The 23,132-nt window shown below is 34.3% G+C and carries 28 protein-coding genes and 1 pseudogene; 24 read left to right on the top strand and 5 right to left on the bottom strand.

The window, feature by feature from the left end; genetic code table 11:
* Positions 1 to 132: 132 nt before the first annotated feature.
* On the bottom strand, positions 133 to 1,767 hold the full coding sequence (gene groL / locus KDE13_RS08465) for a chaperonin GroEL (RefSeq protein ID WP_212140439.1): 1,635 nt from the start codon (positions 1,765 to 1,767) through the stop codon (positions 133 to 135).
* A 22-nt stretch (positions 1,768 to 1,789) separates the two neighbouring features.
* Positions 1,790 to 2,050, bottom strand: coding sequence for a co-chaperone GroES (groES, locus tag KDE13_RS08460; RefSeq protein ID WP_212141808.1), 261 nt, complete (start codon positions 2,048 to 2,050; stop codon positions 1,790 to 1,792).
* 171 nt (positions 2,051 to 2,221) lie between these two features.
* Between groES and KDE13_RS08455 the strand changes: the two genes are divergently transcribed.
* Positions 2,222 to 4,246: a translocation/assembly module TamB domain-containing protein gene (locus tag KDE13_RS08455; RefSeq protein WP_212143559.1), complete on the top strand. Its 2,025-nt coding sequence runs from the start codon at positions 2,222 to 2,224 to the stop codon at positions 4,244 to 4,246.
* A 564-nt stretch (positions 4,247 to 4,810) separates the two neighbouring features.
* Here KDE13_RS08455 and KDE13_RS08450 read toward each other — a convergent pair.
* Positions 4,811 to 5,563, bottom strand: coding sequence for an XRE family transcriptional regulator (locus tag KDE13_RS08450; RefSeq protein ID WP_212143557.1), 753 nt, complete (start codon positions 5,561 to 5,563; stop codon positions 4,811 to 4,813).
* 154 nt (positions 5,564 to 5,717) lie between these two features.
* Here KDE13_RS08450 and KDE13_RS08445 point away from each other — a divergent pair, with 154 nt between their 5' ends.
* The 17 genes from KDE13_RS08445 (at position 5,718) to KDE13_RS08365 (ending at position 17,204) form a co-directional block, all read left to right on the top strand.
* A complete protein-coding gene (locus tag KDE13_RS08445; protein ID WP_212143555.1) occupies positions 5,718 to 5,957 on the top strand; it encodes a hypothetical protein in 240 nt (79 codons plus the stop codon).
* Between the two features lie 391 nt (positions 5,958 to 6,348).
* Entirely contained in the window at positions 6,349 to 6,516 is a 168-nt protein-coding gene (locus KDE13_RS08440) for a hypothetical protein (RefSeq protein WP_212143553.1), read from the top strand.
* Between the two features lie 10 nt (positions 6,517 to 6,526).
* Positions 6,527 to 8,944 (top strand): Mu transposase C-terminal domain-containing protein, encoded by a 2,418-nt coding sequence (locus tag KDE13_RS08435; RefSeq protein ID WP_212143551.1) that lies wholly within the window; start codon positions 6,527 to 6,529, stop codon positions 8,942 to 8,944.
* A 73-nt stretch (positions 8,945 to 9,017) separates the two neighbouring features.
* Positions 9,018 to 9,884: an AAA family ATPase gene (locus KDE13_RS08430; RefSeq protein WP_212143549.1), complete on the top strand. Its 867-nt coding sequence runs from the start codon at positions 9,018 to 9,020 to the stop codon at positions 9,882 to 9,884.
* Between the two features lie 3 nt (positions 9,885 to 9,887).
* Positions 9,888 to 10,076: a sigma factor-like helix-turn-helix DNA-binding protein gene (locus tag KDE13_RS08425; RefSeq protein ID WP_212143547.1), complete on the top strand. Its 189-nt coding sequence runs from the start codon at positions 9,888 to 9,890 to the stop codon at positions 10,074 to 10,076.
* A gap of 267 nt (positions 10,077 to 10,343) precedes the next feature.
* Complete coding sequence (locus KDE13_RS08420; RefSeq protein WP_212143545.1) at positions 10,344 to 10,664, top strand: hypothetical protein; 321 nt, start codon at positions 10,344 to 10,346, stop codon at positions 10,662 to 10,664.
* A gap of 10 nt (positions 10,665 to 10,674) precedes the next feature.
* Entirely contained in the window at positions 10,675 to 11,448 is a 774-nt protein-coding gene (locus KDE13_RS08415) for a DUF2303 family protein (protein ID WP_212143543.1), read from the top strand.
* Between the two features lie 58 nt (positions 11,449 to 11,506).
* Positions 11,507 to 11,848 (top strand): DUF7768 domain-containing protein, encoded by a 342-nt coding sequence (locus KDE13_RS08410; protein WP_212143541.1) that lies wholly within the window; start codon positions 11,507 to 11,509, stop codon positions 11,846 to 11,848.
* 142 nt (positions 11,849 to 11,990) lie between these two features.
* Positions 11,991 to 12,479 (top strand): host-nuclease inhibitor Gam family protein, encoded by a 489-nt coding sequence (locus KDE13_RS08405; protein WP_212141731.1) that lies wholly within the window; start codon positions 11,991 to 11,993, stop codon positions 12,477 to 12,479.
* A 183-nt stretch (positions 12,480 to 12,662) separates the two neighbouring features.
* Positions 12,663 to 12,866 carry a hypothetical protein gene (locus tag KDE13_RS08400; RefSeq protein ID WP_212143539.1) on the top strand — a complete coding sequence of 68 codons (204 nt, stop codon included), beginning with the start codon at positions 12,663 to 12,665 and terminating at the stop codon, positions 12,864 to 12,866.
* Complete coding sequence (locus KDE13_RS08395) at positions 12,866 to 13,315, top strand: phage protein GemA/Gp16 family protein (protein ID WP_212143537.1); 450 nt, start codon at positions 12,866 to 12,868, stop codon at positions 13,313 to 13,315. The genes KDE13_RS08400 and KDE13_RS08395 overlap by 1 nt, the downstream gene beginning before the upstream one ends.
* Before the next feature lie 53 nt (positions 13,316 to 13,368).
* The gene (locus KDE13_RS08390; RefSeq protein WP_212143535.1) at positions 13,369 to 13,578 is read left to right on the top strand and encodes an NrdR family transcriptional regulator; all 210 of its coding nucleotides are present in this window, start codon (positions 13,369 to 13,371) and stop codon (positions 13,576 to 13,578) included.
* Positions 13,571 to 14,785 carry a phage minor head protein gene (locus KDE13_RS08385; protein WP_212143533.1) on the top strand — a complete coding sequence of 405 codons (1,215 nt, stop codon included), beginning with the start codon at positions 13,571 to 13,573 and terminating at the stop codon, positions 14,783 to 14,785. Before KDE13_RS08390 ends, KDE13_RS08385 begins: the two co-directional genes overlap by 8 nt.
* On the top strand, positions 14,761 to 15,087 hold the full coding sequence (locus tag KDE13_RS08380) for a hypothetical protein (protein ID WP_212143531.1): 327 nt from the start codon (positions 14,761 to 14,763) through the stop codon (positions 15,085 to 15,087). The genes KDE13_RS08385 and KDE13_RS08380 overlap by 25 nt, the downstream gene beginning before the upstream one ends.
* On the top strand, positions 15,077 to 15,559 hold the full coding sequence (locus tag KDE13_RS08375; RefSeq protein WP_212143528.1) for an HK97-gp10 family putative phage morphogenesis protein: 483 nt from the start codon (positions 15,077 to 15,079) through the stop codon (positions 15,557 to 15,559). The genes KDE13_RS08380 and KDE13_RS08375 overlap by 11 nt, the downstream gene beginning before the upstream one ends.
* Positions 15,556 to 15,990 (top strand): hypothetical protein, encoded by a 435-nt coding sequence (locus KDE13_RS08370; protein ID WP_212143526.1) that lies wholly within the window; start codon positions 15,556 to 15,558, stop codon positions 15,988 to 15,990. Before KDE13_RS08375 ends, KDE13_RS08370 begins: the two co-directional genes overlap by 4 nt.
* A gap of 113 nt (positions 15,991 to 16,103) precedes the next feature.
* Entirely contained in the window at positions 16,104 to 17,204 is a 1,101-nt protein-coding gene (locus KDE13_RS08365; RefSeq protein WP_212143524.1) for a hypothetical protein, read from the top strand.
* 4 nt (positions 17,205 to 17,208) lie between these two features.
* Here KDE13_RS08365 and KDE13_RS08360 read toward each other — a convergent pair whose 3' ends face one another.
* Positions 17,209 to 18,777 (bottom strand): terminase large subunit domain-containing protein, encoded by a 1,569-nt coding sequence (locus KDE13_RS08360; RefSeq protein ID WP_212143522.1) that lies wholly within the window; start codon positions 18,775 to 18,777, stop codon positions 17,209 to 17,211.
* Positions 18,778 to 18,872: 95 nt separating this feature from the next.
* Positions 18,873 to 19,928: a phage portal protein gene (locus tag KDE13_RS08355; RefSeq protein WP_212143520.1), complete on the bottom strand. Its 1,056-nt coding sequence runs from the start codon at positions 19,926 to 19,928 to the stop codon at positions 18,873 to 18,875.
* Between the two features lie 167 nt (positions 19,929 to 20,095).
* Here KDE13_RS08355 and KDE13_RS08350 point away from each other — a divergent pair, with 167 nt between their 5' ends.
* The 6 genes and pseudogenes from KDE13_RS08350 to KDE13_RS08325 form a co-directional block, all read left to right on the top strand.
* Positions 20,096 to 20,845 carry an XkdF-like putative serine protease domain-containing protein gene (locus KDE13_RS08350; RefSeq protein ID WP_212143519.1) on the top strand — a complete coding sequence of 250 codons (750 nt, stop codon included), beginning with the start codon at positions 20,096 to 20,098 and terminating at the stop codon, positions 20,843 to 20,845.
* Positions 20,845 to 21,780 (top strand): P2 family phage major capsid protein, encoded by a 936-nt coding sequence (locus KDE13_RS08345; RefSeq protein ID WP_212143517.1) that lies wholly within the window; start codon positions 20,845 to 20,847, stop codon positions 21,778 to 21,780. Before KDE13_RS08350 ends, KDE13_RS08345 begins: the two co-directional genes overlap by 1 nt.
* On the top strand, positions 21,777 to 22,088 hold the full coding sequence (locus KDE13_RS08340) for a hypothetical protein (RefSeq protein ID WP_212143515.1): 312 nt from the start codon (positions 21,777 to 21,779) through the stop codon (positions 22,086 to 22,088). The genes KDE13_RS08345 and KDE13_RS08340 overlap by 4 nt, the downstream gene beginning before the upstream one ends.
* Positions 22,089 to 22,100: 12 nt before the next feature.
* Positions 22,101 to 22,466, top strand: a complete 366-nt coding sequence (locus tag KDE13_RS08335) for a hypothetical protein (protein ID WP_212143513.1) — start codon at positions 22,101 to 22,103, stop codon at positions 22,464 to 22,466.
* 4 nt (positions 22,467 to 22,470) lie between these two features.
* Positions 22,471 to 22,911, top strand: a complete 441-nt coding sequence (locus KDE13_RS08330; protein WP_212143511.1) for a glycoside hydrolase family protein — start codon at positions 22,471 to 22,473, stop codon at positions 22,909 to 22,911.
* Positions 22,895 to 23,132: pseudogene (locus tag KDE13_RS08325) on the top strand (hypothetical protein); the annotation flags it as partial. The gene KDE13_RS08330 and the pseudogene KDE13_RS08325, both read left to right, overlap by 17 nt.

Here is a 23,132-nt window from a genome sequence, read left to right as displayed (position 1 = left end):
AAAATTAATTAAATATAATTAAAATAAAATCGCTTTCTTTTTTGAATTTTTGTATATTTTGGAGATTTTAATAATGATTTTTAAATAGTTTGACCCACCAAATGGTAGGTCAAATTTAAAGCACAAAATGGACTACATCATTCCACCCATGCCGCCCATTCCGCCCATATCAGGCATCGCTGGAAGCGGTTTATCCTCTTTTAGTTCACTTATAGTAGCCTCTGTAGTTAGCAATAAACTAGCCACAGATACGGCGTTTTGAAGTGCTACACGCTCAACTTTAACAGGATCAATAATACCTGCTTCAAACATATTCACATACTCTCCATTAATAGCATTAAAGCCGCAATTTGTATCATCACTTGTCTCTATCACATTTGCAACCACACCAGCATCAAAACCAGCGTTTTCAGCGATCTGGCGAAGTGGTGCACGCAATGCACGGCGAACTATCTCAGCACCGATCGCCTCATCACCTTTTAGTTCAAGTTTCACACGTTTTGAAGCGACAATAAGAGCTGAGCCACCACCGACTACGATACCCTCTTCTACGGCTGCACGTGTAGCACTTAAAGCATCATCTACACGGTCTTTTTTCTCTTTCATCTCAGTCTCAGTTGCAGCACCTACTTTAATAACTGCAACACCACCACTTAGCTTAGCTAAACGCTCTTGTAATTTTTCTTTATCATAATCACTTGTAGTCTCAGCGATTTGAGCTTTTATCTGATTTATTCTAGCATCTATCGCTGCCTTCTCACCAGCACCATTTACAATAGTTGTATTATCTTTATCTATCACAACGCTTGATGCTTGTCCTAAGTCATTTATCGTAGCACCCTCAAGCGTTCTACCTAGCTCTTCGCTGATTACCTCGCCGCCTGTTAAGATAGCGATATCTTCAAGCATAGCCTTTCTGCGGTCGCCAAACCCAGGTGCTTTAACAGCTGAGATATTTAAAACGCCACGAAGTTTATTTACAACAAGTGTCGCTAATGCCTCACCTTCAATATCCTCTGCGATAATTAAAAGAGGCTTACCTGTCTTTTGAATTTGCTCTAAAACTGGTAATAAATCTTTTAAATTTGTAATCTTTTTATCAAAAAGCAATATAAATGGATTGCTTAGCTCAACTTGCATTTTTTCAGGGTTTGTGATGAAATATGGGCTTAAATAACCACGGTCAAACTGCATACCCTCAACTACATTTAACTCATCTTGTATTGATTTTGCCTCCTCAACTGTTATAACGCCATCTTTGCCGACTTTCTCCATCGCATCAGCAATTAGCTTACCAATACTTTCGTCTGAATTTGCCGATATTGTAGCGATTTGTGCGATCTCTTTTGAGCCAGATACTTTTTTAGAGATATTTTTTAGCTCTTCAACAAGTGCTGCCACCTCTTTATCCATACCACGTTTTATCTCTATTGGATTTGCTCCAGCAGTAACGTTTCTAAGCCCTTCTTTAAATATAGCATGAGCTAAAACTGTTGCAGTAGTAGTGCCATCGCCTGCTTGGTCGTTTGTCTTACTAGCTACTTCACGAACTAGGTTTGCACCCATATTTTCTATCGTATCTTTTAGTTCTACCTCTTTAGCTACACTCACGCCATCTTTTGTGATAGTTGGAGCACCAAAGCTTTTTTGAATAAGCACATTTCTACCGCGTGGTCCCATCGTAACTTTAACAGCATCATTTAGTTTGCGAACACCTTCATATAGCTTATTTCTAGCATCATCTGAATAAAAAATTTCTTTTGCCATTTGTCTTTCCTTAATTATTAATTTATTTAATTATACCTAAAACATCATCAGTATTTAGTACAAGGTATGCCTTATCATCTAAATTTATCTCGGTTCCTGCATACTTTGCGAATACAACTTTATCGCCAACTTTTATACCTTCCACCTCAGCACCTATTGCTTTTACTTCACCACTTAAAGGTTTCTCTTTAGCATTATCAGGTATAATGATGCCTGAAGCTGTGGTTTTGGTCTCTTCCACACGCTCAACTAGAACGCGTTTTCCTAATGGTTGAAAATTCATTTGTTCATCCTTTATGGTTAATTTTCATTGAATTTAGCACTCTTTATTTTTGAGTGATGAAATAATAGCATTTTTTGATATAAAAGTCAATGATTTTTATAAAATTTATTACAATCTTTAGCGTATAGGACTAAAGTTTTATGATATAAAATACTAAATGAAAGGTAAAAAATGAAAAAAATCATATATATTTTGGTGGCACTACTAATAGTGCTTGGATTTGCGATAGGCCTTATTTTTACTAGCAGCGGTAACACTATGATAGCAAATTTATTGCAGAATAAAGCCAAAGAAAACGGCGTAGAGCTAAGCTTTTCTAAATTTATGCTTGGACTAAATAGTATTGATACTGTTGCGATCATAAACGGCGAAATAACTGTGAACTTAAATGGTAAATTCTCTGTTTTTTCACAAAATTTAAATCTAAATTACAACATTTTAGCAAATAATCTAAAATCAGCAAATTTAAACCTTAAAAATCCTATAAATTTAAATGGCACGATAGTCGGTAAACTAAATGATCTAAACATAAATGGTGCAGGCACGGCACTTGGCTCAAATGCTGATTTTAACGTAAATTTAAAAGAGTATAAACCACTCACCTTAAACATAAACGCCAAAAAGCTAAATCTCTCAGAAGCCCTAGCATTAGCCAATCAGCCAAACTATGCAAATGCTTTGCTTGACATAACTGCAAACATAAATGAAAATAATGGCAAACCAAATGGAATAGCAGAAATTTTACTCTACGATGGCACTTTAAACTCAAATTTAATAGCAAAAAAACATAATATTAGTTTATCAAAGGATTTAAAATTTAAAAGTGCAATAAATGTCGATATAAACGGCGATATGGTAAATGCAAAGAGTATGCTTTTATCTGAAATATTGAATTTAAAAACTACAAGTTCCACTTATAATATCGCCAAAAATGAGCTTACAAGCGACTTTGACGTAGATGTACAAAATCTAGCAAATTTACAAAGCATAATAGGACAAAAGCTAAACGGTAGTATCAAAGCAAAGGGTAAAATAAGCGTGAAAAATAATAAACTTGATAGCTTAAACACCGATATAAACACACTTAGTGGAGTAATAAAAGCGAGTTTAAATGGTAAAAAACTAAACGCGACGTTTGATAAGATAAGTTTAACCCAAATTTTAAAAATGATAGATCAGCCAATTTACGCAAATGCCGATATAAATGGCGTTGTAGCATTTGATAGCTTAACAAATTTAAAAGGTAAAGTAAAGCTAAAAACACAAAATGGTAAATTAAATGCTGCCGAGCTTAAAAAATCAGCAAATATTGAGCTTGACAAGGATGAGAAATTTGATCTTGATACAGATATAAGCTTAGCTAAAAATGTAGCTGACTTTAGAGCAAATCTTGCAACTGAACTAATGAATTTAAATGACATAAAAGGAAGTTTTGACATTACAAATAGCGAGTTAAAGCTCACTGCAAATGTCAATGTAGATAAGCTAAAAAAACTAGCTCCTATTACAAAAATGCAGCTAAATGGCAAATTAAATGCCGATATCACAGTAAATAAAAATGATAAAACCTTAAACGCACAAATCATCTCGAATAGCCTAGCAGAAGGCAAACTAAATGCGACCTTAAATAATGGCAATCTAACTGCAAACCTAAGTGGTTTTACATTCAAAGGGCTTAGTGCACTTCTTGGACTTGAACATATTTATGACGGACTAGGAGATGCTAAACTAAGCTACGATACAACCGCACAAAAAGGCATTTTTAACGTGGGTATTAATGAGGGTAAACTAGTCGCGTCACAGCTTACAAATACGATAAAAATGCTAAGTGGACGTGATATAACAACCGAAATTTATAAAAATGGTGAGGTTGCAGGCGAGATAGATAAAAGTTTAATAAGCTTTAATGCTAAAATGTCCGCAAAACGAAGCGACATAAATGTGACAAAGGGTATTTTTGACACGGCAACTGGGGCTATAAATATACCGGTTGATTTTCGCTATGAAAAAACAGATGCCAAGATAAACATCACAGGTACCAATAAAGCCCCAAAATACAGCGTAAGCTCGGACTATCTGCGTGGCAAAGCAGAAAAAGAAATAGACAAGTTCTTAGACAGACAACTAGGCAAGAATAATAATTCAAGCAACGACACAAAGGATGCAGTTAAAGGGCTTTTAAGAAGTTTGTTTTAAATTTAAAATAGTAGCAAGAGATAACTAAAATATCTTTGCTACTAGATGTTGCCTTTTATACTCATTTATTCTAATAAAAAGCAAATTTTTATTTTCATTATTGTATAGCTTTAGATTTTACAATAAGCGAAAAGCGAATCAAAAAATGACCATGCATAGCATAAATATATACATATGTTTAGTTTATGTGATATGCATCAAAAAGATATAAAATTTAAAAGCTATCTATTGATACGTTATATGACAAACTAGCTATCGTGGTAAATTTTAATTGACTCTAATACAAAAGAGATTTGTTTTTGAAAAATTTTAATAATATGAAAAAAATAATATCAAAACCACTTTTTTATATAGATAATATGGTTAATGTAATATCTTATCTGTAAAGTTTTGTAAGAAATCAAAGTGAGAGAAATTTGGTGATAAATGCCTAAATATAACGGTTTGGAGCCATTTTATTTAAAATCAAAGTGGCGAATTTATTTTACATTACTTTACAAAAGCTTTACAGAATTTTACACTGCTTTTTACAAGCTTTTAAAAGCCGTTTAAATAGGCTTTAAATTAAGCTCTTTTCATATGCGATACAACCCTGCCTATTATATAGCAATGCTCCAAGTTGTGCTTTTCTATTATTATAGGATCATACTTTTCATTATCTGAAAATAAAGTTATAGCTTTTGTGACAGGGTTTTTTTCGACGCGTTTTACAAAAATATCGCCGTCATAGTTTATAATGTATATACAGCCGCTAATTAGCCCACTCTCGTTTTGCATTGGATTTATAAACAATAGCTCTCCACTTGTAATGGTAGGCTCCATACTATCGCCACGAGAGTTTATTATGTGCATGTTTGATATATTGCCACTTATGCGTAAAAACATTCTTAAAAATTCTTCATCAAAGTCCATAATAACAGGAGCTTCATCGTAGTTAATTACACCATTTCCGGCACTTGCATAGGTGTCTTCGAAGTATGGTATGGATATTATATTTGTTTGTTTGTGTGAGTTTTTAAGATTAGATGGATTGTCGGACAGATTGACGGACAAATTTTGTGATTGGGAGACAGATTGGTCGACAAATTTTTTGTGATTGTCGGACAGATTGACGGACAAAAATTCATCTAAAAAATCTGATGGTGTTACATTAAAAGCTGATGATATTTTTTTTAAATTTTCATAAGTAAAATTTTCAACCGCACCAGCTTCGTATTTTTTGATAGTAGATATTGATATTCCTGATTTCTCAGATAAATCGTTTTGTGTCCAACCGTACAAATCCCTGTATTCTTTCATTCTCAAAGAAAGTTCCATATTTTACTCCAAAATCTATAAAAACCCTTGACAAGTTCCTTAAATTATACTATAATTTCAAAACCATTTAGGAAATAATACCTTATAAAAGGCAAAAAATTTCTTAACTGAGTTCTTTTAAATTTTATTGTTAAATTTTTAAAAAGGAGCAAATATGCACGTAGGTATAAAAAGTGAGCGTATCGGCGAAATTTTAGGTGCGTTAGGTCATATAGCTATGAGCGAGGATTTTTATGGAAAAGAGGCAATCGTTGATCTTATAATCTATGCCGTATCTTATCACGTACAAGAGCGTAGCGAACATGGTATTGAAAATTCTCTAAAATGTCGTGAGATGAAATCTCAAATAGATCTCGAACAACTTGTGCGGCAAATGTCTTGTAAGGGACGCTAGAGTTAAAAAATAGCTTGTTGGTACTCTTTGAATGTATAAGATAAGCCTTTGTTAGGGTATATACCGCAGGAAATATTACAAGAATTTTTTTCTGCAAAGTCATATTCTTTAGCATGTCTTCTCGTTGTTTTTGAGTCTTTTTAATGTAGGAAATCACGTTTTTTAGGATTTCCTCTTTAAGAGGTTCTATTTGAAATTCTTTGTTTTCTATAGATTCGGCAACAACTGCGTCTAATTCCTCTAATACTTCTCTTGGAATTTGAGTCAGTATATCTCTTATAATGTCCTCAAATTTATTATAGTATAAAACGGCTTTACGCATTATAGATCCTTTTTTGCAAAATTATACAGTAAAAACTTAACAATAAAAATTTATAGTAAAGGAGTAGCCATGGGAAAGAGAGTAACACCGGTCGCAAAGGCTGTAAAACAAAAGACTAAATATGATCTAAAAGACTACTGTGAGATGCGTGGACTAAGTCTAAGTAGCTTTTATAAGGGTTATATAAGTAAAAGAGCTAAAAAAGTGCTTGAAAAAGATGGAATAAAAGTAGCGTAAGGCAATAGGTATGTGGGTAAATTCTAAAGAGGCGGCGGAAATTTTGGGTGTAAAATATGATGCCTTGCAAAAAGCAACGCGTCGTTCAGAGAAGTCTGGTAAAAAATTTTGCTCTATAAAGTTCCATAAATTATACTTTGAATACATCGACGGACGCGGTGGTGCTTCAGGAAAAATCCTTCAAATCTGGCTAGACGATAACATAGTAAACAACACAAAAGGAAAATCAGATGAAAACAGTAGTGATAGAGCAAACCCAAGCAAAGGGTTTAATAAAGTTAATGCAAACGCAAGAGAAAAGGGGGCAGGCACAAACGCAGGAGTTCATAAAGAGTATGCAGAGCAAAGGGTTTCAAATAGCTGTAACGCCAATGGGTGTGTATGGCTGGAAAGTAAAGAGAGCGTAGATGGATGCTTTGTTTATAATTTGCATGACAATCATAGCATTAGCAGTAATATACTCATAGATAAAAAAGCAAATAGACAAAGTAGCGTAAATGAGAGTGATAAAACAGATATTTGCAACTTTGTTACTAGTGCTGATAATTTCAATAATAGTTCTTGTCCTATGGATTATAAATGGAGTTTACAGAATGAAGAGGTAAGTGACAAATCCATAGTAGAAAAAGTATATGAGTGCGAGGCAGTGGATAATAGTAATAAACTACCGCTTATAGCTACTTGCTCTGATAAGAAAAGAAAGGCTGCCTTTGAAAAATATAATGTTATCAAAGAGTGGGAAAACGCCAAAGGCAAGATAAAGGAAGCTGATTTTATAGAGTATATAAACTCAAAAAATATATGTTCTATAAAGCTAACATCAAACAAATTATACGACTGGCAAAGAAAGTATAAAAATGGTGGCTTAGATGCATTAGTCGATGAGCGAACGAACAATAAAACGCTAATGTTAGAGGCTTTAGGTTTAAAAGACTACGCTATAAAATTAATCCACGCACAGCAAGGCAGGATAAACGTAACAAACATATACAATTTGCTTAATTATGAGGCTATTAAAAGTGGTCAATTCAATCTTGAAGCATTTAATGGCAAAAAAGATGAGATTGTAAGCTATGAGGTTGTTTATCGCTTTGTTAAAAATTATCTTAATAAAAACAAACTGCTTAAAAATATAATCCTTTACGGTGAGGATGGAGCTATTAGTCGTGGGTTACCTTCCCTTGGCATAAGCAACTGGGCGGTGGATAGTATAAATCAAATAGTAGAAATAGATGCATCACCGCTTGATTTAATATGCAATGCCTCCGACATCTGCGATATGATAGGGTTTAACGCCGTAAATAACATATTTAAAGATAAAGATGAGTTTGAAACATACGTCAAAGAGTGGCAAAAACGCTACACCATAATTGCTTTAATAGATACCTACTCTGGCGTTGCGACATTTCATATATCAGATACTGAAAACAGCGTAGGCATAGCAAGAGCGGTAGCTAAATACATACTAAGATATGGCAAACCAGCTGTGATTAAGGGCGATAACGGCAAAGCCTTTAAGAGCGAGCATATAAGCTCTGTTATGAGTGCATTAGAAATTGAGTATAGAGCAGTGCGGGCTTATAGCGGATGGCTAAAACCTTATGTTGAGAGAAATTTTAGGGCGTTACAACATAATTTTACCGCAAATTTAGCAGGTTTTATCGGACACAACATCACTCAAAGACAAGCTATTGAATTTTTCTACTCTAAAAAAGAGAGACGACTTAAAAAAGGCTATAAGACAAACCTAAGAGAACTTAAAAATTTACAGCAAGTACAAAGCCTAATGGATATGTATAGCGAAAAGTTTTTAAATACTCGCTACCTAGAAAGACTTGAGATGAGCGTGTGTGAAGCTTACAATCAAAAAGCACATGAAGCAGTAGCAATGGACGCGATAAGTCTAAGTGCAAGGCTAAGCAAAAGGGAGCTAAAAAGCGTAAATAAAAAGGGTGTTAGTGTGGATAATCTTTACTATCAAAGTCCGGATTTATTTAACTATGAACGCGTTTGGGTAAATAAAAATATAGACAATAACCACGAGTGCTTTGTATGGGATAATGAGAATAATTTTATAGGTGTTGCAGTGGTGCTTGATGATAAAGTAGGCGTTAGTGTTGAAGTCGCAAAGGCCGGTGCTAAACTCTTTAACAAACGCTTAAAAGAAACCAAAGAGGCTAAAACTATCGCAACAAATGAAATAAGAGAAGATTTTATAAATTTTATAGAGAATATAGAGGTTAAGGAAGCGATAAAACCTAGCGTAAAGGCGGTAAATAGTGAAAGCAGACTTATAGGTATTGCCAACCAAAAGGCTAAGTCTGTGATTAAAAATGAGGCATTAAGCGATGAGATACTTAATGTAGCCGGTAGTGATATTAAAAAGTGTAAAAAACATAAAGGGTGGGAGCATTTTGGAGTTAAATAAAAGCCTTTAAAAGCGTATTAAACGATGTTTAAACATTTTTAAAAGTCTTTAAAATAAACATAAAGGAGAAGAAATGAAAGAAATCATAGATAAACTCAATGAGTTTTTAAAAGAAAGCAAGATAAGTGCTTCAGCTTTGGCTCGTGCAATTGGTGTTAGTAGTGCAGCAATAAGTCAATTCAGACAAGGAGTATACAAAGGTGATACCAAAAGTGTTGCTATAAAGGTAGAAAAATACATAAATAACTACCAAATTAAAAGCGAGACAAAAAGCACCGTGCTAAAAGATGAAATTTTTGCTAGCAAAGATGCAAAAATGGCAAAGTTTGTCATCAATGAGGCTATAAATGAGCGTGAGATAGCTCTTGTGTATGGCAGTGCAGGCACAGGAAAAACAACTATACTTAAAGAATTTGCAAAAAATAGCCCAAATGCAGTGCTAATAGAGGCTACTTGTCACACTACGGCTAAGGTGCTTCTTGAAGAGCTTTGTGAGGCACTAAAGATAGATGGTGCAAATAGTATAAATGCAAAACTAAAGGCTGTGGCTAGGTTTTTAAAAGATAACGACAAGATAATCTTAATAGATGAAGCAGAGCATCTGCCTTTAAGAGCCTTAGAGGACTTAAGGCGAATTTATGACTTTTCGCGTACTACGATGATACTTTGTGGGACTGAGATACTGCTAAATAACCTAATGGGCAAGAATAAGGAGTTAAGGCAACTTTACTCACGCATATGCGGTAAGTGGTGCATGCAAGGACTAAGCGAGGCGGAGTGTGAGAGCTTTTATGGTAGCGGAATATATGAGTATAGCAAAGGTAACTTTAGAAGCTCTGCGAAGCTATATAAAAAGGCACTAAGACTAGCACAACTTAATGAGTGTGAGCTTGATAATGAGATCATAGCAAATGCTACACAAATGGTAATACTAGGATAAATTATGACATACGCTCAAATAGCTGTTATTTTAGGGCTTAGCACAGAGAGAGTAAGACAGATAGAAAAACGAGCTATTGCAAAACTTACTCATCCTAAAAATAAAAAGCTATGGGGAAATATAAAAGATAGTTTAATAGAGCTTGAAAAAGAGAGAGCTAAAAGAGATAATGAAAGCGAGATAACTAGATGATACACGGACTAAACGGATTTTATTCACGCAAATTTTATGAGCTTGATGGAGAATTTATCTGTCTAAAAGGCTCTAAACAAGCAGTGGATGTAGTAAAGATTTAAGTATTTAACAAGCCGCTTGTGGGCGGTTTGATTAAGTGCTTGAGCTCAAAAACACTTTAAATAAATTTCGGTGGGTTGTGAAAGCAACCTTAATCTTTAGTGTTGGTTCTTAGGTGTGGCTTTATTGCATCTTTAAAGAACATAAAAATAAAAAGGATAAAAAATGACACAAACCGTAGTAAATAGCGACATAGATGTCTTAATAGATGCCTTACGTAGCTTAGGTGGTGGAGCTTTTTTAAGCGAAACCTCAAAAAATCTAAAAACAGCCATAAATTCAGTCGTTCAGACTGAAAAGTCAGCGAATATAACTCTAAAGCTAACCATAAAGCCTGACCAACATGAAAAAGGTCAAATAGTAGTATTTGGCTCAAATAGCGTAATTTTACCAAAAGAGCCTATTAAAACTAGATTTTACGTTAGTAAAGAGATGTTACCTAGTAGAAATGCACCGGATCAGTTGGTGTTTGATTTTAAGAAATAAAGGATAGAAAATGCAAAAAGAACTAAATGAATACATAGTGCCAAACATAGAAATAGACAGCAAAAAAAGAGCCGTCATAGTCCATAAAGACTATATGCTAAGAGATGAGTTGCTAAAAGAGCCATTAAGAAATAGTTACTGCATAAACGCTCTTGATATTGATAGCTTTGTAGGGCTAGTAAATGAATACAAAGAGTCAAGCTCAAAGCTATTTTTTGATGATAAGAGTATAAAGTGCATAGTGGATTTTAACACCAAGGATAAAGCAGAGTTTTGTGAAAAACGCATAGGGCTAAACTTAGCCTACACGCCGTTTTACTCAGGTTTTATTCAGAGTTTAGATATGAATTTATCACAAAGAGATTTTATATTCTTGCTTAAGTCTTTGTTTATGTATATCACTAAGATAGATGGTAGGCCAAACGACAATATGGATGTTATTGAGTTAGCCCAAAGCTTACAAGCGGTTAAGAAATTTGATAGCATTCAAAAAAATACTAGCTCAAAGATAAGCCTAGATGTAGAGATAAAATCAGGTGCAAAAGAAAACTTAACATTGCCAAACAAGATAACATTTAAACTACCTATTTATGAAGCCGACGTTAGCCTGATGGGCGAGTTTGAAGTGGAGCTATTTGTAGATATTAAAAACGATAGCGAGTTTAGCATAAAGCTTATTTGCTATACGGCAGAGATAATAAGGCGTGAAGTTTTAAACCAGCTTGTAAAAAACATACAAGAAAAGTGTGATGACGTAACGGCTTATAAGGCTAGTTTGATTTGATTTTTAGGGCGGCTTACGAGCCGTCTTATAAAATTAAATTTTAACAGAAAGGATATATATGAGAACAGCAAGATTAGTATTTGTCTCAACTCCATATGCAAGCATAGATTGCAAGGATAGAGACAGAAGCTATTATGCAAAGCAGCTTGCAAAAGAAGCTTGCAAAATAGTAAGACTTAATGGGTATGAGCCAATTAGTCCGATACTCGCCTTTATGGATATTTACAGTGAGTTTGAGCGAGATAAGATCATGAAAAACTGTGAAGAGCTTTTAAGGGTATGTAGCTATTATTACTATTTTCAAAGCAAATGGAGTGATAACAGTAGAGGTATGCAAGAGGAGAGAGCTTGGGCAAAAGAGTATGGGCTAAGTGAGCTTAAATTTAGTTTGTTTGAGTAGGTAAAGATGGCTGTGCGGATAGTTAAAAAATCACCCAACGGGTTGCGTAGCAAAAAATCAAATTTAGCTATCTGCCTAAAATACGGATATGTCTTAAAAGCAAGATATATCAAGAAATTTAATGTAGAAAGGGAGGTAAAAAATGCAAATAAATAGCTTTAGTGATGTTGATATCGCTTTAAAAAGACTTTGTGAGGTAAGCGTTGGCATTGAAAAGATAAATGGAGAGGTAACACTTGAGTGTAACCGCATAAAAGAGGCTAGAAAGAGCGAAGTTGAGCGTTTAGAGAGCGAAAAGAATTTCATTGAGCAACAAATAACGCTATTTTGTGAGGATAATAAAGCGGAGTTTGTAGAAAAAAGAAGTAAAGAATTTACATTTGGTGAGATAGGATACAGAATAAGCAAGAGCGTAAGTTTGCCGCGTGTTAAAGCAAAGCTAGAGAGCCTTATAAGTTCTATAAAGGCATTTGGGCTAAGCAAAGAATGCTTAATATATGAGGAAAAACCAAATAAAGATGCCTTAACTGAGTTAAAAGATGAAGATTTGGTTAAATTGGGCTTAAAAAGAGTTGTAAAAGACAATTTTAGAATAGTGCCTAAAATAGAGAGCTTGGAGATGGCAAGATGAAAGAGAGTATATTTCAAGGCTTATGGCACGACTTTAAAAGCTTAAAAGATAACAAAAACAGGTGCTTACCTAGATTTGTAAGACGAACGAAGCTAAGAATTTGTGTTAAAGGGCTTTAAGCCCTTTAATCAATGTTTAAAACACTCTTAAATATTGATTAAAGAGTTTTTAAAAAGGTAAAAGATGACTACAAAACAGCGTATACATATTAATAACTTAGCACAAAGCAAAAGAGCTAAAGCAAAGGCGATATTAGATAGTGCGTTAGGATATGATCTTAGCTTTTATCGCTTTAAAAATGGAAAGCTAAATGTGAGTAAAATGGCTCGTTGTATGGGAGTATCGCGAACAACACTTACAAAATACCTATGGTTTAAGGGATTATGATGACACCTGCTCAAGAGATATATAGAAAACAGCTTCTAGCAAAAATCCATACTCATAAGCAATATAAGCTCATCAATGAAAATGAGGCTTGGCAAGATTGGCTGAGGTTGCGTTTTGGTGTACAAAGCTCAAAAGAGTTAAGCATTAAAGAGCTTAATTTAGTGCTTGATATACTAAACGACAAAGTTTATGATGAGCTAAATTTTAAGCCTGATTATACTGGACGAAATATATTAAATCCAGAAAAAATAACCGTCAAACAGATAGAAAAAATCAAGGCTTTAACGAGTGAGCTTCGCTGGAACGATATAAAACTTATGAAATTTGTAAATAGACAGTGTAAGACTTTATTGCTTTATAGCTCATACTTAAGTAAGCTAAGTAAAAAACAGGCCATTAGCGTAATAACAGGATTAAATGCCGTTTTAAAAGACAAAACAAAAATCTAGAGTGTGAAAAATTTTAAAAAAGTGATAGAATAGGCGAAAAAACAGGAGTAAAGATGTTTTGTCCTTACTGCGGATATGAGAAAACAAAAGTCACTACCACGATAAAAAATTTACACAATAAACGCTATAGAATATGCGAAAAATGCCTTAAAAACTTTCCAACTATCGAAGCTGTTTATAATGATCCGTATTGGGAGCAATACATAAGCGACACTAAACATCTGCTACCAAATAACGAGCAGCGAGGCTTGTTTGATGACTAGGGATGTGATCTTAAGAGAGCTTTTAAAATCAAAAGCAAACAACGCTAAAAGTATAGATGATGTAATAGATGATTTTATAAAACAAAATGCCAAGCTAGCTTATAAGGAGCTTGAGGCTAAGCTTGTAAATTTATTAATATTCATAAATGAAAACTACAAAATGGATATAAATGAGCTAAAAGAGCTTGTAAATTTAAAGATAAAAGGTATAAGTATAAGTATAAATCCGCATAACCTAGAAGAGACTTATAAAAAGCTAACACTTTCAAGAGGGCTTGGTGCTAGTATAGTCTTTGATAAGCTTGACATTAAAGCCATAGAGGCGATGAGAAATAACTTTTACTGGGTAGGGCAAGAGTATAGTGCTAAATTTCAAGATAGATTAAAAAATACCATAGAGCGTGTATTTAGTGGCGATATACCAAGAGTGCAAATGGCGGAGGCTTTAAAAGAGGAGTTTAGCAAGGAGCTAAAGCAAGGAATAAGTTATTTTGAGGGTATAGCCGATCATATTATAAGTCAAAACCAAAACATATCAACAGTAAATCAAGCTATAAAATATGGTGTAGAATATTACAAGGTAGAAGCAATAATGGATAACAGAACTAGCCCTATTTGCCGCTCTATGCACGGACGCATCATACCAGCAAAACACATACAAAAGCAAACAGATAGTATAATTAGTGCTAAAACAATGGCAGAAAAAAAGGCTGCTGCAGTGTGGCGAAGTGCACCTTATAATGGCAGAAGTGACAAAATGCCCTCAAACTTTGGTATGCCACCTTATCATTTTAGGTGTAGAACCGAGATCGTACCAGTATGGATAGATGAGTATGAAAAAGATGGTGTTAAAATGAAAGCCTCATCCGCACCAAATAAAGATGAAATTTTAAGACATATTGATAAGATAGGTATTGAAAGATATGCCGATAAAAAGACTTTTAATCACAGCGTAAGTTCAAATAGGCGAATAATTTCAAGTGGCGATAGTATAAAAGCACTTAATTCTATTTTAAAAATAGCACCGCACAAGGATTATCAAAATAGAAGCGTGGCTATTAGCCAAAATGGATATTTTATGGTGTTTGATGGTGATTATTTATATAATATTTTTAAACCAAGCAGAAACCTAGAAAAATATTTTAAAGATAGTGCGGTTTTAGATAAAACGGAGGTAATAAAATGGAAATTTACAATATTTGCCTAGCAAACGGCTGGACAATAGAGGGTACTAAAAATGCCGAACGTGGTACAGCAGTAAAATATGAACTTTTTGCTCAGTTTGAGGCATTAGATGGTAATATTACGTGGATTTATGATGTTCTCGCTCCAAACGACGAGACCATAAAGGCGTGTAAAGATATTGCTATGTTTGGTAGCATGCGTGAGTTTTTTGTATATGAGCTTAATAAAAATGGCGATGAGTGGAGCAAAAAAGAGAGCTTTAACGGCACCTTTATTGATGCTTTAAACTATATTAAAAGGCATTTTAAAACAGATGAATTTTAACACTCATTTACAGCGATTTTTGTTTCGTGTGGGCTCAGGTGTCCGTGCAGCAGCAAAGAGACACGCTCCGTTAAAAACTGGCAATTTAAAAAAAGATATACAAGTTTTTGATGATAAAATACAAAGACTTCAAATAAGCGTAGGAAATACAAAACTAGCACCTTATGCTAAATTTGTATATTTTGGAACAAAACCGCATATTATAAAACCCAAAAAAACAAAGGCTCTAGCCACACCGCTAAAAAAAATAAAAGGCTGGAGTGGCAAGGTTTCTACACATGATAGCACACAATATGCCATCTTCGGTAAAGCTGTCAAACATCCCGGCACAAAAGCAAATCCATACCTACATAAGGCTTTTAGTGAATATATAAGAGGCGGTGGGTTTGAAAAAGCAAAAGAGCAACTGGCTAAAAACGTTACAAGCGTAGTGGCATCAGAGATAAAAATGATTTTTAAGGAGTTAAAATGAAAAACAATATAGATAAATTCGATATTTTAGTGGGTAAAATTTTAGCCAAACTTTACGAGGAGTTTCCTATAAAGTGTGAGTTAATGCCTGAGGACTTTGGTATAAAGGATACTATGGCTGAGTTTTTAGAGACACCTGAGGGTGCTATGGGTGATATGAGAGAATTAGAGTTTTTGGAGGCTACCGTAACGTGGCTAATGGAAAATGAGATAATAACGGCTAAGAAATCGGGCTTTGGAGCTTATTATGACACAAGGCTAACGATGAAGGGCCTCAAGCTTTTAAAATCTACGCCTAAAAGCGTTGATAGCGAACGTAAAAGTATCGGTGAGAGTCTAAAAGAGCTATCATGTGCCGGAGCAAACGAGAGTCTAAAAATAGCGGTGAATGCTCTTTTTAGTTATGGACTAAGCAGGATCGGCTTATCATAAAAAGCTTATTTTATTTTTTGACAACACAACAGATTATCAAAAGTTTTAATTTCAAATTTGACAATTCCTGTATAAAATAAATATAATCTTTAAAATTTAAAAAGGTTGTAAATATGTACTGGGTACTTGCTATTGTTGCACTGGTTGTGATTTTTGTTATGGTATCCAATTATCATAGCAAAAAAAGATGGAGTAAAATTTTAGGCTACAAGCCAAACTTAGATGAGCTTACGGTCATAATCGAACTCGAATCAGTAAAATGTCCTCAAGACGAGATAATGCAAATTTTGCAAGCGTTTAACTCAAAAATGCTTGATAAAAAAGCGATAAAAGAAATCATAAAAGAGAAAAAACAAAAAATAAAGCAAAGAGAACTAAAAGAAAAAGAAGTTAAGGAACAGGATGAATACAAGCAATTGATTTATGAAAATGATGCTACGATTAAAAGGAGTGCAGATATTATTTATCAGAGTCTACACATAGCTATCAATAGTAAAAAACTAGATACCATAGAGAGTAGAATTAATGTAGCCAAGGATAGTTTTGATGATATTAAAGAACAAGATGATTATTTTGCTGAGACTATACAAGATCAATACAAAGAACTTCTAAAAAAGGCATATACAGCCAAATATGTAAATGTTGCACAAGCTTATTTTGATAAATATAAAACGTTAAAATCTCAAAGCTCTAAAGAAAAATATTACAATATGGCAAAAGAGCACTTGAAAAATGGATTAAAGGATTTTACTGCAGACCAAAACGAAATACATCGAAAATATCAAGAGTTATTTGATGAAAATTTTAAATCATTACCAAAAATCACAACTGTAGATACAATAAGTTTAAATGGATATCCCATAGGAGTTACAAATGAGATGATAGAGCTTTTTGAGATAGGAGACTTTAACAACCTAAGAGCATTAATAACTCAAATGGCTTATACATACGCTAACACTCCAGAAAGTGAGATGGTTAAAAATATAGGTAAATTTTTTACAAAACATGATCCTATGTATACAGATATACTGGCAAGAGTAAGAGACATAGTATCAGAAAATCAAGGCTTAAAACAATCTACTATATACAGCGATGTAAGCCCTGATGGATTTTACTCGGTTGAGGATATACGATATGTACTTTACTATGCTGCAGAGTATGGAGATATTATAAGAAAACCTTTTGGTAACAGTTATAAATTGTACACAGAATAGATAACTACAATATAACTGCCCCACCGCCTCTTCTTTTCATAACTGCTTGGATTTTTCTACACGCTAAAGCTAAAGCCCAAAAACGATCGGCGTGTCCGTATTCGTTTCGCTTGGCATCATACTTAAAGCTCTTAGCTCCAGCAGTTCGTTTTATAGCGTGAATATCGGCTATTAAAAGTGGGTCATTTGGAATTCTAATTTTTTTATCTTCAAATAGCTTTTTTAAATTTAAAGCCATCTCTTCTTTTATAGGAGCCGTAAAATAAACGCCTCTGACACGAGATTTAAAATTTGAGTGCATTGTTTCAGCTAAATTCATACCTATACCGGTTTTATCTATTTCAAGCACGGCTAATGGATAGGTGCGTAAATGTGCCTTTAATATCTCTTCTTGCTCTTTAAAACTAGCCTTAGCAAAAACCTGCATATTGGCTAACTCATAAATTTCATCTTTAGAGTTAACGTCCGCTAGCGTCGAGCGGTCATTAACTCTACCTATGTCATATCCGCAAAACAAAGGCGTATCGCTAGGCGGTGAAAAGTATCTAAGTTTTTCATCTACGCAAGATTTTATAAGTGCTATACTTAAAAGAGAACTTTCATCATCTATAAATACGCACTCATAGGCACTAGCCCAAGTGTCTGCATCAAACAAAGCTTTCATTGTTTCAAGATCAAAATCAAGCCCATCGCTCATTGCCCTGTAAATATCAACACGAAAGCGCTCAAACATCTTATATTTTGGCTCATCGTAAAATAGCTCGTGAAAAAGGCTCCGCTCTTCAAATGGCGTTGAAAGGATTGTTAAACGTCCTTTAACAGCACCGATACTAGGCACGAAGGCATGCCATATCTTTTTAGGATTTGGATACCATGCAAACTCATCCATCCAAATATCGCCAGTAAAGCCCTGCACGGTGCGAAAGTTATGAGCTAGGGCTTTAATTATGCCGCCATTTTCTAGCGTGATTTCGGTCTCACTATCTTTGGCTAATTCAATGCCAAATTTACTAGCCCAAAATTTCAGATATCGCATTAAGATAAGGGCTTGTTCTTCGGAGGCAGATAAAAAGAGCTGATTTCTACCGCTAACAGCACCGATAAGTGCATCTGCAGCAGCTACATAGCTAAAACCGATTTGGCGTGATTTTAAGACAATTCTAAACTGAGCGGATGAGTTTAGGAATTCTTTTTGATACTCAAAAAGTCCACCATCTTTTAAAATTTCATCTCTTAACACCCTTGCTTTTTTATCTAAATTCACAGGCGGTTTTATGTAAGCCTTGCTCTCTTTTTTCTTTTTATCCTCGCCGGTTAATTTATTTAGTGCAATGATTAAATCGGCTAAAATAGCCGTTTCATCGGCACTAATATCATCTTTTTTGCTAAGCGTTTCAATTTTATTTTTTAGCGAATTTATAGCATTATTAATGCTAAACTCGCCATTTAGCTCCTTTTGCCATTTTAAAAGCGTGGGGCGTGAGACGCCAGTTTGCTTTGAGATAAGCACCGCACTAACTCCGCTATTTAGTAAATTTACACACTCAATTTGAAAATCTTTCAAATAAGCCATTTTAAGCCCCTTTAATCCTTTTGATATATCCTTGCATTGCCTTTAACCTTTTAAACATTTTTAAAAGTGGTTTAAACGTTTTTAAATGCTATATTTTAAATATTTTTTTGCCACCCTAAAATACTTCTTGCCTCACTAACTGATATGATACCTCTTTCTACAAGAGCTGTTACTATCTCACCATCGTCTTTAAAGTTAGTTACATCAATAGCCTTTAGTACTACTTTTATGCCGATACTTTCAAAAAAGCTCTCAATAAGCTCAATTTTTGGTTTAATCTCTATCTCGTTAAATTGCTGAAGTTGACCTATAAGCTCACCGCCACCACCTAGCTGGGCTGATTGTATAATGCCAAGCAGACGTGGCGGCACTCCATGAGCTGCTGCTATCTCATCACGACTTACCTCTTTTAATGCCTTAAAGCTTATATCTTCTACTCCACCAAGCTTTTCAAACCTTATCTTTGCTTCTTTATCGCCTACGGAGTTTGTATATGCTAAAAGTGTTTTGTGGGCATTGCGTGAGCCTTTGAAGTTATCTGAAAAGAAATTTCTATAAGTATTTATCTGCTCTTCGCTTGGCTCATTATTTTCATGAATGATAGCAAGATCGGGTCTTGCACCATTTTTAAAAAAAGAGAAGTTGTAGCTATCGGCTTCTTGGTTTATTAAGATTTGAAGTAGCGTAGCCAGGTAGTCAGGCTCTCCGTAGTAGCGTGAGCTTGGGCTGTAGTATTTTAGATAAAAGCCATCAAGTTTTTGTTTATTTCCATCACTTGTTACTTGAAAAATCTCTCTTTGTTTGTTTGTTCGCCACTCGTGAGCTGGTATGTTATACAAAAGATAGTTGTTAATACCACCCGCCTTTTCAATAGGTGCATTGCCATAAAGTTCTAGGTTGTAAGCAAACTCAAATAAGAATGATTTAGCGGATACGCCAAATGGTAACTTTTTTATTATATCTGATTCATCTAGCTCTATTTGTGAAAGCATACTCGCCTTTATCTTTATAGCCCTACGATGATAGACATTTGCATAATGAAGTGATAAAAGTTCATCAAATGAGACAAAAGGTTCTAGCACCCCATTTTGTTCACTGTCTTTTAAAATTTGAGCACTTCTGCTATCTGCTGTCTTAAAAATATATTTCATTATTACTCCGCATTTTTACTTTTTAAAATTATATTTAAAATGATTTTTTTTAAAAATACTAAATAGCCGTTATCTTGCATTTTTAAAATCATAAAAATATATAAAATTGCAAATGATTGCAGGTGTTATACTTTAGCGACACTTGCATTAAAAATAAGGAGAAAACAATGGCAGTAAAGCTTAAGAATTTAAACATTACTCACATTTCGCTTGTCAAAGCAGGTGCAAATAAGAAAAACATCATATATAAAAGCAGTAAAGAAAATCCAAGCTATGAAAAAGTGATTAAAATAGCCAAAAATGATGAAGAAAAAGGTGTTATTTACGGCATAGTATATAGCCCTGACGAAGTGGATACGCAAGGCGAGATGACAGACATAAAAGAGATAGAAAAGGCAGCATATTCTTTTATGAAAGGATTAAATGGCACAAATATAGACAGAGAGCATGATTTTAAACCTGATGGAGCTTATGTGGCCGAGAGTTGGTTGGTTCGCGAAAATGATGCCTTATTTAAAAGCGAAAAGATTGGTAGCTGGGCGGTAGCTATAAAGCTTGAAAATGATGAACTAAAAGAAGCCGTTAAAAAAGGTGAGATAGCAGGTCTTAGCATGGCTGGAACAGCCGAGCGTTATGATGTGGGTAAAAGCGAAGATAACCTAAGTATAGCAGATGCTATCAGTAAAGGCTTTAGTGCGTTATTTGCAAAATTTGAGAAAAAAGACAAAGGAGAAAACATGGAAGAAAAAGACAAATGTATGTCTGGTGTAGAAAAAACACTAAAAGATGGTTTTGATAAGCTTGCCAATCAGCTTGACGGATTAGAAAAACGCATAAGCGATCTTGAAACACTATCAAAATCAAGCAAGCAAAGTGAAAATGTAGAAAAAAATAACAATATACAAGGAGTTTTATAATGAGTATTTCACTGCAACAAATCGCAAAAACTACCGGTCCTATAAAAGCTACCGACATGTATGAAAGCGGTGCTTTAAGACCTGAAGTATCAAGAAAAATCATAAATACGATAGTTGATAAAAGTGAGTTTTTATCAAAAATAACGATAGATAAGACAAAAAAGCTTCAAAAAAGTTTTGATGTGTGGGGTCTAGCTAATGGCATTTTAGTTAGAGTAACTCCAGGCAAAGCCCCAACTGAAGCACAAAGACAAAAATTAAGTGTCAAATCTGTTTTGCTTGATAATAAACCGGTTCAGCTTTATGCAAAAATAACACAAGATACACTAGAAGATAATGCGGATAATCCAAATTTTGAAAGTGAGACTTTTGATAGTTTTGCAAAGACTTTTTCAAATGACCTACAAAATTTAGGAATGAACGGTGAAAATGATGATTATAGCAACCAAGAATTTAAAAACCTAAACAAGGGTTGGTTTACATTAGCAAAAGAAAAATATGGTGTTAAAAAACTAGAACATAAAAAAGAATCAAAAATCTCAGCCAGACTTATAGCTATGGTCAAATCAAGCAGTGAAGATGCTCAAAAAGATAGTGTAATAATTTTGTCTCAAACTGATTATTTAGCGTATCAAGAAGAGTTAGGTAATAAAAATGGCGGATTAAGTATTTTGTTAAACACCGGAGCAAATCAAATACTTGGTATACCTTTGGTGGTGGCTGAGTTTGTACCAAAGAGTAAATATCTTATGACGCCACTTAAAAATCTCATCATGAGTATAGGACTAGACATTCGCCGTGTGAGATGGTATGACCATGAAAAGAGCTCACTAATGTATAAATTTGAAGTTTATAATGACTATGAGATTGGAGTTGATAGCTGGGTAACGCTAAGCGAAGAGAGTGAAGCTGATAGCGATGGAGACGGAGTGTGATACCAAGCTCTACTGAGTTTAAACAAGCACTAAAAAATAGGGCTAATTCAGCACTTTTTAATCAGGATGAGATCACAGATGAGGCCTTAGACATGGTCTGTGCTGAAACAAACGAGGAGTGTAAAGGCAGAGATGTCAAGAGCTGGGCCATGATGGATTTTGCATTTATTCGCCTGAAAATTTATTTAAAAATAGCTTTGAGTGAAGAGGATATCGTGCTTTTAAAAACAGCCATGAGTGAGATAAAAAGTTCTACATTAAGCGGACAGACAAAAAACAGCTCATCGTTTATTTATAAGTGTATTTAAAGGGATTTTAAAATGAATTTAAAAGAGATATATAAAAGTGTTTTAAAAGTTGTACCTGAAGCTTTACCTATTTCTAAATCAAGCCCACAAGGTGGAATTTATATTATCTTTGAAAGCCTTAAAAATATCGAGTGGAAAAAAGATAGAGCCGTTTTTCGTATAGTCTTTGCAAGCAGAAGTCTAAGTGATGATAATTTTGCAGCACTTGAAAAGATAGATGAGATAAGAGCTAGATTTATAAAAAATGCCGAACTTTTTGCAAGTGATGTGATGATTAACCTTAGTTTTGATGGTTTTGAAGATACTTTATTTAAATATAGCCTTGAGATTGAAGTTGATATTTATAGAGATTTGGAAGATAAGTTTTTGCTGGAGTGATAAAATGAATACGCTAAAAGAAAAAATTCGCCGTAACGAAGGCTTTAAAAGTTATGTTTATGAGGATACACGTGGCTTTGCCACAATTGGTTATGGTTTTAAGCTTACTAGCCTTAGTAAAGACGAGCTTGCATTAAATGGTGGTAAAACAGAGCCGATGAGCCGTGAGGTGGCAGAGCGTATTTTAGATATAAAACTTACAAATCTTTATAATGAAGTATTTACAACATTTTCATGGTTGCATGATAAACCAAAAAACGTGCAGGAAGTTGTGATAGAGATGTGCTATCAAATGGGTGTAGGTGCGGTTAAGAAATTTGCTACCACACTTCATCATATTCGCTGTGGTGAATACAAATCAGCGTATGAGAGTGGTTTAAAAAGCCTTTGGGCAAAGCAAACTCCAAACCGTGCAAAAAGGGTTTTAAGTGGGCTTTTTAAATAAATATACTCAAATATTGCTGGGTTTTTGTGTGGTTTTGACGATTAGCACATTTAATCTTTGGCTTGATAAAAATGATCTAAAAACACAAAATGAAATTTTAGAAAAAAGCAATGAAGATCTAACTAAAAAAGCGGAGGAGCTAACGACCGATAAGGCTACTTTAAAAGCAAATCTAGCCCATTGTGATGCCACTCTCGCTTCTCAAAACCAAGCCATAAAAG

It is taken from the genome of Campylobacter anatolicus, from assembly GCF_018145655.1.
GTDB classification, from domain to species: Bacteria; Campylobacterota; Campylobacteria; order Campylobacterales; family Campylobacteraceae; genus Campylobacter_A; species Campylobacter_A anatolicus.
This window is presented reverse-complemented; position numbering and strand designations above follow the sequence as displayed.

Bases quoted from the DNA above. Each gene is read 5' to 3' on its own strand.
- KDE13_RS08365 (WP_212143524.1), top strand. From the start codon at position 16,104: ATGTACTGGGTACTTGCTATTGTTGCACTGGTTGTGATTTTTGTTATG.
- KDE13_RS08435 (WP_212143551.1), top strand. From the start codon at position 6,527: ATGTGGGTAAATTCTAAAGAGGCGGCGGAAATTTTGGGTGTAAAATAT.
- KDE13_RS08405 (WP_212141731.1), top strand. From the start codon at position 11,991: ATGCAAATAAATAGCTTTAGTGATGTTGATATCGCTTTAAAAAGACTT.
- KDE13_RS08345 (WP_212143517.1), top strand. From the start codon at position 20,845: ATGAGTATTTCACTGCAACAAATCGCAAAAACTACCGGTCCTATAAAA.
- KDE13_RS08450 (WP_212143557.1), bottom strand. From the start codon at position 5,563: ATGGAACTTTCTTTGAGAATGAAAGAATACAGGGATTTGTACGGTTGG.
- KDE13_RS08350 (WP_212143519.1), top strand. From the start codon at position 20,096: ATGGCAGTAAAGCTTAAGAATTTAAACATTACTCACATTTCGCTTGTC.
- KDE13_RS08430 (WP_212143549.1), top strand. From the start codon at position 9,018: ATGAAAGAAATCATAGATAAACTCAATGAGTTTTTAAAAGAAAGCAAG.
- KDE13_RS08400 (WP_212143539.1), top strand. From the start codon at position 12,663: ATGACTACAAAACAGCGTATACATATTAATAACTTAGCACAAAGCAAA.
- groES (WP_212141808.1), bottom strand. From the start codon at position 2,050: ATGAATTTTCAACCATTAGGAAAACGCGTTCTAGTTGAGCGTGTGGAA.
- KDE13_RS08335 (WP_212143513.1), top strand. From the start codon at position 22,101: ATGAATTTAAAAGAGATATATAAAAGTGTTTTAAAAGTTGTACCTGAA.
- KDE13_RS08455 (WP_212143559.1), top strand. From the start codon at position 2,222: ATGAAAAAAATCATATATATTTTGGTGGCACTACTAATAGTGCTTGGA.
- KDE13_RS08330 (WP_212143511.1), top strand. From the start codon at position 22,471: ATGAATACGCTAAAAGAAAAAATTCGCCGTAACGAAGGCTTTAAAAGT.
- KDE13_RS08375 (WP_212143528.1), top strand. From the start codon at position 15,077: ATGAATTTTAACACTCATTTACAGCGATTTTTGTTTCGTGTGGGCTCA.
- KDE13_RS08385 (WP_212143533.1), top strand. From the start codon at position 13,571: ATGACTAGGGATGTGATCTTAAGAGAGCTTTTAAAATCAAAAGCAAAC.
- groL (WP_212140439.1), bottom strand. From the start codon at position 1,767: ATGGCAAAAGAAATTTTTTATTCAGATGATGCTAGAAATAAGCTATAT.
- KDE13_RS08420 (WP_212143545.1), top strand. From the start codon at position 10,344: ATGACACAAACCGTAGTAAATAGCGACATAGATGTCTTAATAGATGCC.
- KDE13_RS08355 (WP_212143520.1), bottom strand. From the start codon at position 19,928: ATGAAATATATTTTTAAGACAGCAGATAGCAGAAGTGCTCAAATTTTA.
- KDE13_RS08370 (WP_212143526.1), top strand. From the start codon at position 15,556: ATGAAAAACAATATAGATAAATTCGATATTTTAGTGGGTAAAATTTTA.
- KDE13_RS08410 (WP_212143541.1), top strand. From the start codon at position 11,507: ATGAGAACAGCAAGATTAGTATTTGTCTCAACTCCATATGCAAGCATA.
- KDE13_RS08380 (WP_212143531.1), top strand. From the start codon at position 14,761: ATGGAAATTTACAATATTTGCCTAGCAAACGGCTGGACAATAGAGGGT.
- KDE13_RS08425 (WP_212143547.1), top strand. From the start codon at position 9,888: ATGACATACGCTCAAATAGCTGTTATTTTAGGGCTTAGCACAGAGAGA.
- KDE13_RS08395 (WP_212143537.1), top strand. From the start codon at position 12,866: ATGACACCTGCTCAAGAGATATATAGAAAACAGCTTCTAGCAAAAATC.
- KDE13_RS08390 (WP_212143535.1), top strand. From the start codon at position 13,369: ATGTTTTGTCCTTACTGCGGATATGAGAAAACAAAAGTCACTACCACG.
- KDE13_RS08445 (WP_212143555.1), top strand. From the start codon at position 5,718: ATGCACGTAGGTATAAAAAGTGAGCGTATCGGCGAAATTTTAGGTGCG.
- KDE13_RS08440 (WP_212143553.1), top strand. From the start codon at position 6,349: ATGGGAAAGAGAGTAACACCGGTCGCAAAGGCTGTAAAACAAAAGACT.
- KDE13_RS08415 (WP_212143543.1), top strand. From the start codon at position 10,675: ATGCAAAAAGAACTAAATGAATACATAGTGCCAAACATAGAAATAGAC.
- KDE13_RS08360 (WP_212143522.1), bottom strand. From the start codon at position 18,777: ATGGCTTATTTGAAAGATTTTCAAATTGAGTGTGTAAATTTACTAAAT.